We start from the raw sequence: 9,326 nt of genomic DNA, 5'->3' as shown, positions 1-9,326 counted from the left end.
GTAGAAAATGCAATTAATCGGCCACGAGCTAGTACCTTACGAAAAGCTGTATTTTTGCGCGAATACGGACGAAATCGACGCGAAATTACAAAATATGTTTTATTTTAATAGCGAGATGATAAAAGCGGCGCAAGAAAAAGGGGCTAAATTTAGCGTCGCTTGCGAGAATATAAGCGAGTGCATAATCGCAAATGCGGCGGGCGCGAACCTACTTGTTATGTCGAGGCGAGAGTTTACGCCAAAGGCTGCAAATTTGGCCCAATTTTATCTCTTTGACGCCAAAGTCGCTTGTATAATCGGCGATGAGAGCGAACTTAGCGAGATAGCGGAGTATCAAGCCGACGTCGCGATATTTGATAACGCTATCGTTTGGAATAGATCAAAAAAGGAAACAAATGGAACTTTTTAAAACCGCATTTTTGATGACGGTGCTGATGCTGCTTTTCGTAGCCGTGGGCGGCGCGATAGGCGGCACGAGCGGTATGATGGTCGCATTTTTAGTTGCGCTTGGGATGAACTTCTTTTCGTATTTTTTCTCGGATACGCTCGTACTCAAGCACTACCGAGCCGTACCCGTGGACGAGGCGCACGCGACGGGACTTTATCAGATCGTGCGCGAGCTTTGCGCAAAAGCAAATTTGCCGATGCCAAAGATCTACATCATCCCGGAAGCCGTACCAAACGCATTCGCCACGGGTCGCAACCCGAGCCACGCCGCAGTAGCCGTGACCGAGGGGCTGCTAAATATACTAAACAAAGACGAGATCGAGGGCGTGCTCGCTCACGAGCTAAGCCACGTGCGCCACTACGACATCCTAACGGGCTCTATCGCGGCGGTGTTTGCGGGAGCGATCGCGATACTGGCAAATTTCGCGCAGTTTGGAGCGGCAAACCGTCAAGGCAAACAAAATCCGCTAATGTTAATCGCCCTAGCCGTCATCATGCCGCTAGCAGCCACCATCATACGCATGGCGATCTCGCGGGCGCGGGAGTTTGAGGCCGACAGGGGTGCTGCGATGATGACGGGCAAGCCCCAGCACCTAGCCGGCGCGCTGCGAAAGCTCGAGGACTACGCGCGCGGACGTGTGATGGCAAACGCCGACGAACAAAGCGCGCATATGTTTATCATAAATCCATTTAGCGGCGTAAAAAGCGCGCTAGGATCGCTATTTCGCACGCACCCAAGCACCCAAGACCGTATCGCCGCGCTAGAAAATTTACGCTCGCAACTAGATGGCGAAAACGGCGTGAAAGAATATTTTAGAAAGTAAATTTGACGGCAAATTTAAGCCCTCGTTTTGCCGTCAAATTTAAGCGAAACGGCTTGAGCGTTAAATTTAACGCCAAATTTAACCCTGCGTCGCGTCAAAATTTAACCGCATGCATAAAAGCAAATTCATCAAAAAGGCAAAATATGAAAATAGCCGTAAACGGCACGAGCGGATTTATCGGCGGAGAACTTTGCAGATTTTTTAGAGCCCAGGGACACGAGGTCGTAGCTATCCCGAGGGCCGTCTACGCCGACAAAGACGCACTCAAAAGCCTCATCAGCGGCTGCGATGCGGTTATAAATTTAGCGGGTGCTTCTATCGCGGCCAGATGGAGCGAGGCCTATAAAAAGCAGCTTCGCGTAAGCAGGATAGAGACTACGCGCGCGCTAGTCGGCGCGATAAACGAGTTAGAAAATCCGCCATTTTTTATCAGCGCTTCGGCTATCGGCATCTACGAAAGCAGCCTTGATCACGACGAGAGCTCGGTCAAATTTGACCGCGGATTTTTGGGCGAGCTAGCATGCGAGTGGGAGAGCGAGGCCGCCAAGGCACGGACGCAAACGGCGATATTTCGCCTAGGCGTGGTGCTAGGTCGAGGCGGCGCGCTGGCTAAGATGCTACCCGCATTTAGGCTCGGTCTTGGCGGCAAGATCGGTAGCGGCGAGCAGGCGTTTTGCTGGATTTGCGTCGCTGATTTGCTAGAGGCGTTTAAATTTACCCTGCAAAACCGCCAAAACGGCGTTTTTAATCTCGTTTCGCCGACTCCTAGTACAAACGGCGAATTTACTCAAATTTTAGGCGAGGTTTTAGCGCGACCGACGTTTTTTAAAGTGCCTAAATTTGCGTTAAATTTGATGTTTGGCGAGGGGTCCGTCGTACTGCTTGAAGGAGCAAAAGTCTATCCCAAAGCCTTAATGGAGAGCGGATTTAGCTTTAAATTTGGCGATCTAAAAACCACGCTTCGGGATATTTTGAAGTAAATTTAAATAATTTTGCCTGCTTAGCCAAATGCTCCGCTTCGGTTTTTGCAAAATGCGGCTCGCGCCAACCCAGCGTAAATTTGACGCCGCTACGAAAATTTAGCCGCATAGAGTCCCGTCCGGTTTTACCGCAAATCCAAATTTTAAAAACACCGACGTAGAGGCATAAAAGCAAATACGGTAGCGCCTTAAAACATAAAATGCTTTGCCCGCTGATATGGCGGGCTATAAATCAGTAAACAAAATTTAGCAAACCTGACGCTTGGGCAAAATTAGCACGATGCCGCCCAAGAAAAAAGCGATAAATTTTTACGACTGCCAAACGATGTCTCAAATTTACAAAACCGCGAGCCGATATTAGGCAAAATTCGGCGTAAAATTGAATCAGACGAGAAATTTACGCTTTTGAATATAGCAGACTAAGCTCATAAATTTGAAAAGCTAGCTTTTGCCGCTAGTTCTGTGCGCAGGGTTTGCTACCTGAGCGCTCAAGCGGACTGCGGAGAAGTTTTACTCAAACCGCCTCGAGATGCTAGGCGAGAGCTTGGTCAAGACGTCATAACTAATCGTGCCGAAAAAATCCGCCCAAACGCTAGCGTCGTCAAATACGCAAATTTTATCGCCCGCGTCTTCGCAGCAAAAGCTATCCATCGACATTTTGCCAAGCAGTCGCTGTCCGCCGGCCGTCTTTAGCTCGCCCTCGCCCGTGTAGCGCAGCAGTCCGTCGCCGTAGCCTAGGTCGTAAACGGCTATTTGCATATCCTCGCTAGCGCAAAATTTAGCGCCGTAGCCCGCACATTGTCCTTTTTTTAGCACCCTGCCGCTAACTTTATGCGCCCAGAGCGACGCCACGCGCTTTAGCCCCAAACTATCGTCAAACTGCGCGTAGCCGTAGGCTGCGATACCCACGCGCACGCGCTCGTCCGCTAGCTCGCCGAAGCGCTCGGTCGCAGCGGAGTTGTGCGAGTGAAATGTCAAATTTGAACCGCCGCAAATTTCTCGCACCGCAGCTTTTGCTGCGGCGAAATTTTGCCTCTGCACGAAATAATCGCTACTAAGCTCCTCGGCGCTTCTAAAATGCGTAAATGCGCCGCAAATTTGCAGTCCGTGCGCCAAAGCCGCCTCGCATGCAGCTCTCGTCTCATCTACCGCGACACCATTTCGGTGCATGAGCGTATCGACGGCGATATGCACGCGCGCGCCTTGTTTAAATTTAGCAATCAGCGAAATGTCGTTTACCGCGTAGATAAATCGCTCGCTCTCGCCGCCCGTAGGGATGTGCGAAAGGATGAGGATATGCTCGAAAAAGGGCTCTAGCTCGCGCGCCTCGGCTTCGTTTTTAACCGCGCAAAATTTGATGCCGTAGCTCGCCGCCTCGCGCCCCACAAGCGCCGCTCCGTGCCCGTAGGCATTGTCTTTTAGCACCAAAATCACGCGATCTTTGCCGCCGGCTTTGGCGCAAATTTTAGTTAGATTATGGATGTAGGCGGATCTGTTTAAAACGAGTTCAGACATTGAATTTTACGCCAAACGCCTCGTAAACGTTAGGAAGCAGCTTCCTAATACTATAATCGTAAGAGTAAAATTTAGCGTAAAGCGCCTTTAGATCAGCCTCTTTAATCGCCGCGAAATCAAACACGTCCGTGCCCGCAACCTTTGGCACTTGGCGGTCTAGCTCGGCGAAAAACTCGCCTCTAGCTTTTAAAATTTCCTCGATTTGATTTTTTACTATTTCTTTTTTTTCTTGCATTTACTTCTCCGTTAAGATTTTAAATTTATCTTTATCTAGCCGTACGTAGAGCTCTTTTTTTCCTTTAAATTCGTGACTCGGTGCGGCGTAATCCTCGTCAAAAACCACTCTAAAAATATTTTGCCCTTTGATGTTCGGGTACGGCGTCACGCTAAAATTTGAAGCTTTTATGCTCTTTTTTTCGTTTAGCGCGAAAATTCTCTTTTTATTTTCGGCAAATTTAGCCCTCGTTAGCGCGTTTTTGCCCTCTATCTTTACAAATTCGTCCGCATAAAAGCCGAGGTAAATTTTAGTTTCGTTATCTCGCCACGCCTGCAGCCACTCGTGCAGATGCGCCAGTACGCGCGCGATGTCGTCTTTGCTAGCGTCTACCTTCTGGCTTTCGCTGATTATCACGACGCCCTCGCTGCCGATCAGTTTGCCAAATTTTACCAGCGCGTCGTTGTTAAACGCCACGCAGCCGCGCGTTTTTACTTCATCGTCGCGTTTGCCTTTCATCGGCAGACCGTGTATCCAGATGCCTCCGCCCGTTTTTTGTGCGGCTTTGTCGTGAGCGTTTGGATACGATAGCGACATCGCAAGCGGCCCGTAAAAAGGATCGGGCGGCGTAAATTTGTCCGTGACGTCGTAAACTCCGACCGGCGTTTTTAGATCGCCTTCTTTAAATTTATCCCCGCTTTTGCCCGTTATCACGCTTTGAGAAAAGATTTGCTCCAGCGCTCCGCCTGCATACTCGAAGCTTTGCAGGGTTTTTTGCGCTTTATTTACGACGATGATTTTGGTCTTAGCCTCGTAGTAGCCGTATCTGACATCGGCAGCGCCTAGCTTTTTTAGCCAGTATTTTGCACCCGTCAAATTTGCGTCCGCTAAAGCCTCGGCGAGTAAAATTTGAGAAAAAAAAGCATAAAAAATAAGTAAGCCGAGTAGTTTTTTCAAAATTTTCCTAACGTTGAGTATTTTCGTAATAAAGGACCGAATTATATTACATTTTCTCTTAAAAATTTTAAAAAGCTTTTATTTTGTGTTACAATAGCGAATATCAAAATTATACGTAAAGGACGCAAAAAATGAAAAGCAAATTTTTAGCTTTATCTCTAGTAGTCGCCTCTTTGGGCTTTGCAAACGCCGCAGATATCGAGATCGTTGATATCTACGCCAAGGCTACACCTCCCGGCGCAAAAAATACGGCTCTGTTTTTCGACATCAAAAATAACACAGATAAGCCAGTAAAACTAGTCGGCGCTAGCTCGCCGGCGGCAGCTACGGGCGAGATACATACGCACAAAGAAGTAGACGGTATGAAAAAGATGGTGCAAATAGAAAATATCGAGGTGCCTGCGATGGGCGAGGCGAATTTAAAGCCTGGCGGTCTGCACGTAATGCTAATGGACATCAAAGCTCCGATCAAAGAGGGCGACAAACTAGACGCTACGCTAGAGTTTGACAACGGACAAAAACTCGAAGTAAAAGACATCGTCGCAAAGTCGGTCGTAGCTAAAAAAGACGGCGAGCACGGACACGATCACGGCGGACACCACAAGCATTAATGAAAAATTTTCTCATAATTTTAGTCCTTCTAGTCGGCGTTTTGGGTACTTCGGCGTACCTGTTTTTTAAACCGCAAGCACAAGAGGACTTTTTGAGCGCAGAGGACGTGGGGGCAAATTTAACCCCGCTTCCCTGCGATATGAACACCGAGCACTCATGCGGCGTAGAGTTTCGCGGCAAGACGGTTAAATTTAGCCTCTCGCCAAAGCCCGTTTACACGATGCAGCCGACGATCGTGCGTATCGAGGGGCTAGAAGGGTTTAAAAACCCGAGCCTTGAGATCCACGGCGTAAATATGGACATGGGTGTGATTAAGGCCGAAGTAGAAAAACGCGACAACGCCTACATATCAAACATCGTGCTAAGCGCGTGCCTGATAAACATCATGAGGTACCGTTTCGAGGTGCTTGAAAACGGCAAAAGAAGCGGACTTTATATAGACTTCGACTTGCATCAATAGACGCAAATTTTACTTAAAAGGGCGGATGATGAAAAAGCTTATTATCGTACTTATACTGATTTTAATGGTTCTTGGTGTAGGTTATCTCGCACTCTACTCAAACAAATACGCCCCTAACGGTCAAGGCACAAACGTCGCCGAGGGTCTAAAAAATTACGATTTTACCGGCAAGGGCGTAAACGGCGCGGTGAGTCTAAAGAGCTTTGAGGGTAAAAATAAGATTATATACTTTGGCTACACCTCGTGTCCGGACGTCTGCCCCGCGACTTTAGGTATCTTAAGCGGCGTGTTAAACGAGCTTAAAAGAGACGATATCGTCGTGATTTTCATCACTCTCGACCCGGAGCGCGACGAGCCAAAAAACGTGGATGAATACGCAAAATACTTTTACCCGGACTCATACGGCATAGTAGTAAACGACCTACCGGGGGTCGCTAAAAACTACGGCGTAAAATACCAAAAAGTCCTGCTGGAAAAGTCTGCTATGGAGTACTCCGTCGCACACAGCTCCTCGCTCTACGTACTAGACAAAAACGGTAAATTCGTAACCGAAATATCAAATTTAACCCCGCAAAATATCAAAAAAACGTTGGAAAATCTGAAATAATAACAGCTTTATTATTTAGTTGTTATGAGTGTTACGTTATAACACAGAGATATTTTTTTATGCTCAATTATTAACGATTTTGATTTAAATCAATATACTTTAAGCCTTCCGGTTGTATAGTTTCTTTAGCGGAAATTTAAAATTCGGAAGTCATCCATGAAGATTATAGCGCTCGTATGCGCTCTGTTTATTTTCTCCTTCGCAAGCGACGTTAGCGCCACGGCTAGTCTCGACGTAAAAAGCTGCGCCTATAGCGAGCAAAACAAAACCATAGCCGTCTACGATGCCAAAAATTCGCTAAATATACTTAATCAAAAAGACTTAAAACCCATAAGCAAATTTGACTTTAAAACAGACGAGATAACCTCGCTAGCCTTTGATGGCGTAAATTTATACGCAGGATTTGCTGGCGGCGAGATAGCTAAATTTAACGATGATTTTAGCTCTTTTGCCGGCATGCTAAATCTTTCAAATTTAAGCCTTGATACGCAGGTAACGCACCTTCACGTCGCAAACGGCAAAATTTACGCGGTCGTCAGCAAAGACGCCTTTGTCGCATACGACGTTGCGTCAAAAAAGCTGATGCGCGCGAGTCTTGACGGCGTATACCATATCGCGACCTGTCAAATTTTAAACGGCGCCGCGCTGATAACTAGCTGGGATAGATCGGTTTTTACCGTAAATTTAAGCACCATGAAGGCAAAAAATATAGGCAGATTAAAATCCGTAGCTCTGAGCGCGGCGGAGATAAAATCAGGCGTAATTTTCGGACTTGCTAGCGGCGAGATAGCTAGCCTCAAATTTGACGCCGAAGCAAATTTGACGCAAACAAATGGCAAAGACAACTCTAGCTCAAATTTAACCGCCGTCAAAAACGCGCAAAACAAAGCGGATCTAAATTTGACTAGCGGCACAACAAACGCAATTTTCATGAACTCTACAAATTTAGAAACAAAAAACTCGGCGGGCACAGAGACCAAAGCCGCCCCGAACCTAATCGTCCAAATTTACAAAATCTCAAATTCGCGCGTTAAAAGCCTGCTAGTCGTGCAAGATAAAGTTTATGTCGGGCTTGGAAACGGCGAAATTTTACGAAGCGACGCGGAGTTTAAACAGATAGAAAAAATAGGCAAAAACTCCGACGCCGTGATAAAAATTTTTAACGACGAAGATAGCGTCATAGCCGTTAGCATAAACGGCGATATCCAAATTTACAAGAAAAAATCTTAGGAAAGGAGATTTTCAATGAACAAACTATTTAGTTGCGGTATCGTTGCGGCTGCGGGCCTCGCGTTTTCCGTTAGCAGTGCGTGTGCGACGGATAGCGATTTACAAGCTATCATGAAAGCGCGCGGTCTAACGGAAAAAGACGTCCTGGCGGCTGCTAAAACGTATCAGCCAAGCGGCAAGAAGGACGACTATATCGTCTTCTCATCAGGAGGCCAAAGCGGACAGGTAATGGTTTACGGCGTGCCTTCAATGAGGATTTACAAGTATATCGGCGTCTTTACGCCCGAGCCTTGGCAGGGATACGGCTACGACGAGGAGTCTAAAGCCATCCTAAAAAGCGGCGCCATCAGAGGCAAACAAATCACGTGGGGCGACACTCACCACCCTGCTTTAACCGAGAAAAACGGCGAATACGTCGGCGATTATCTTTTCATCAACGACAAGGCCAACCCTCGCATCGCGGTTATAAATTTGCACGATTTTGAAACTACGCAAATCGTCGTTAATCCAATCGTAAAAAGCGAACACGGCGGCAGCTTCATCACCCCAAATAGCGAATACGTCATCGAAGCGGCGCAGTACGCGGCTCCGCTAGATAACGGCTATCACTCGATAGACGAGTACGAAAGCGCATACCGCGGCGCGGTAACGTTTTGGAAATTCGACTATCCAAAAGGCAAGATAGACGAGAAAGCCTCCTTCTCGCTCGAGCTTCCTCCGTATTGGCAGGATCTAAGCGACGCCGGTAAAGGCGAGAGCTTCGGCTGGGCGTTTTCTAACTCCATAAACTCGGAGATGTACACCGGAGGTATCGAAAAGGGCTTGCCTCCGTTTGAAGCGGGCGCTAGTAGAAACGATACGGACTATTTGCACGTTTATAACTGGCAAATTTTAGAAAAACTAGCTCAGGATAAGAAAAACTACATGGAGATAAACGGCCATAGAGTAGTTACCATAGACGCCGCGGTTAAAGCCGGCGCGCTATTTTTGATCCCTGAGCCAAAGAGCCCGCACGGCGTAGACGTCACTCCTGACGGCCGCTATATCGTTATCGGGGGCAAGCTAGATACTCACGCGACGGTTTATGATTTTAAAAAGATCAAAAACCTAATCGACAAAAAAGAGTTCGCCGGCACCGATCCGTACGGCATCCCTGTGCTTGATATGGCAAAGAGCTTGCAAGGACAAGTCGAACTTGGCCTTGGACCTCTGCACAACTCTTTTGACGAAAAAGACGGCATCATCTATACCTCTCTTTACGTCGATAGCCAGATCGTAAAATGGGACTATAAAAATCTAAAAGTTCTAGATAGGATCAACGTCCACTACAACATCGGACACCTTGATACTATGGAGGGTAAGTCGTCAAAACCTAAGGGAAAATACGCTATCGCTCTTGATAAACTTTCGATCGATCGCTTTAACCCGGTCGGCCCTCTTCACCCGCAAAACCACCAGCTAATCGACATAGCCGGCTCAA

11 protein-coding genes are annotated in these 9,326 nt (G+C 47.3%); 8 read left to right on the top strand and 3 right to left on the bottom strand.

The genetic code is table 11. The features are described 5' to 3' along the window. Positions 1-7 precede the first annotated feature (7 nt). The 3 genes from Q0314_RS03655 (at position 8) to Q0314_RS03645 (ending at position 2,251) form a co-directional block, all read left to right on the top strand. Positions 8-409 (top strand): hypothetical protein, encoded by a 402-nt coding sequence (locus Q0314_RS03655; protein ID WP_298056606.1) that lies wholly within the window; start codon positions 8-10, stop codon positions 407-409. Then, on the top strand, positions 396-1,271 hold the full coding sequence (gene htpX, locus Q0314_RS03650; RefSeq protein ID WP_298056604.1) for a zinc metalloprotease HtpX: 876 nt from the start codon (positions 396-398) through the stop codon (positions 1,269-1,271). Before Q0314_RS03655 ends, htpX begins: the two co-directional genes overlap by 14 nt. Before the next feature lie 143 nt (positions 1,272-1,414). After that, positions 1,415-2,251 carry a TIGR01777 family oxidoreductase gene (locus tag Q0314_RS03645; protein ID WP_298056603.1) on the top strand — a complete coding sequence of 279 codons (837 nt, stop codon included), beginning with the start codon at positions 1,415-1,417 and terminating at the stop codon, positions 2,249-2,251. Positions 2,252-2,761: 510 nt separating this feature from the next. On the opposite strand, the gene Q0314_RS03640 is transcribed toward Q0314_RS03645, so the two are convergent. Genes Q0314_RS03640 through Q0314_RS03630 form a run of 3 tightly spaced genes read right to left on the bottom strand, consistent with a single transcriptional unit; the run spans position 2,762 to position 4,937 of the window. Further along, positions 2,762-3,766, bottom strand: coding sequence for an alanine racemase (locus Q0314_RS03640; RefSeq protein ID WP_298056600.1), 1,005 nt, complete (start codon positions 3,764-3,766; stop codon positions 2,762-2,764). Beyond that, complete coding sequence (gene cmeU, locus Q0314_RS03635; RefSeq protein WP_298056598.1) at positions 3,759-4,001, bottom strand: CmeU family protein; 243 nt, start codon at positions 3,999-4,001, stop codon at positions 3,759-3,761. Before cmeU ends, Q0314_RS03640 begins: the two co-directional genes overlap by 8 nt. Then, entirely contained in the window at positions 4,002-4,937 is a 936-nt protein-coding gene (locus Q0314_RS03630; protein WP_298056596.1) for a L,D-transpeptidase family protein, read from the bottom strand. Between the two features lie 131 nt (positions 4,938-5,068). Here Q0314_RS03630 and Q0314_RS03625 point away from each other — a divergent pair, with 131 nt between their 5' ends. The 5 genes from Q0314_RS03625 to nosZ all read left to right on the top strand — a co-directional run. Next, positions 5,069-5,548, top strand: a complete 480-nt coding sequence (locus tag Q0314_RS03625; RefSeq protein ID WP_298056595.1) for a copper chaperone PCu(A)C — start codon at positions 5,069-5,071, stop codon at positions 5,546-5,548. Then, positions 5,548-6,009 (top strand): hypothetical protein, encoded by a 462-nt coding sequence (locus tag Q0314_RS03620; protein WP_298056592.1) that lies wholly within the window; start codon positions 5,548-5,550, stop codon positions 6,007-6,009. Before Q0314_RS03625 ends, Q0314_RS03620 begins: the two co-directional genes overlap by 1 nt. A 28-nt stretch (positions 6,010-6,037) precedes the next feature. Beyond that, the gene (locus Q0314_RS03615; protein ID WP_298056589.1) at positions 6,038-6,616 is read left to right on the top strand and encodes an SCO family protein; all 579 of its coding nucleotides are present in this window, start codon (positions 6,038-6,040) and stop codon (positions 6,614-6,616) included. 156 nt (positions 6,617-6,772) lie between these two features. Beyond that, the gene (locus tag Q0314_RS03610; RefSeq protein WP_298056587.1) at positions 6,773-7,846 is read left to right on the top strand and encodes a hypothetical protein; all 1,074 of its coding nucleotides are present in this window, start codon (positions 6,773-6,775) and stop codon (positions 7,844-7,846) included. A 15-nt stretch (positions 7,847-7,861) separates the two neighbouring features. Further along, positions 7,862-9,326, top strand: a 1,465-nt coding sequence (nosZ, locus tag Q0314_RS03605; RefSeq protein ID WP_298056584.1) for a Sec-dependent nitrous-oxide reductase, incomplete at its 3' end; no start/stop codon positions are given.

The sequence above is a fragment of the uncultured Campylobacter sp. genome (assembly GCF_938040115.1).
Classification (GTDB): domain Bacteria; phylum Campylobacterota; class Campylobacteria; order Campylobacterales; family Campylobacteraceae; genus Campylobacter_A.
Note: the sequence above shows the minus strand (reverse complement) of the source record. Positions and strands in the feature narration are given on the sequence as shown.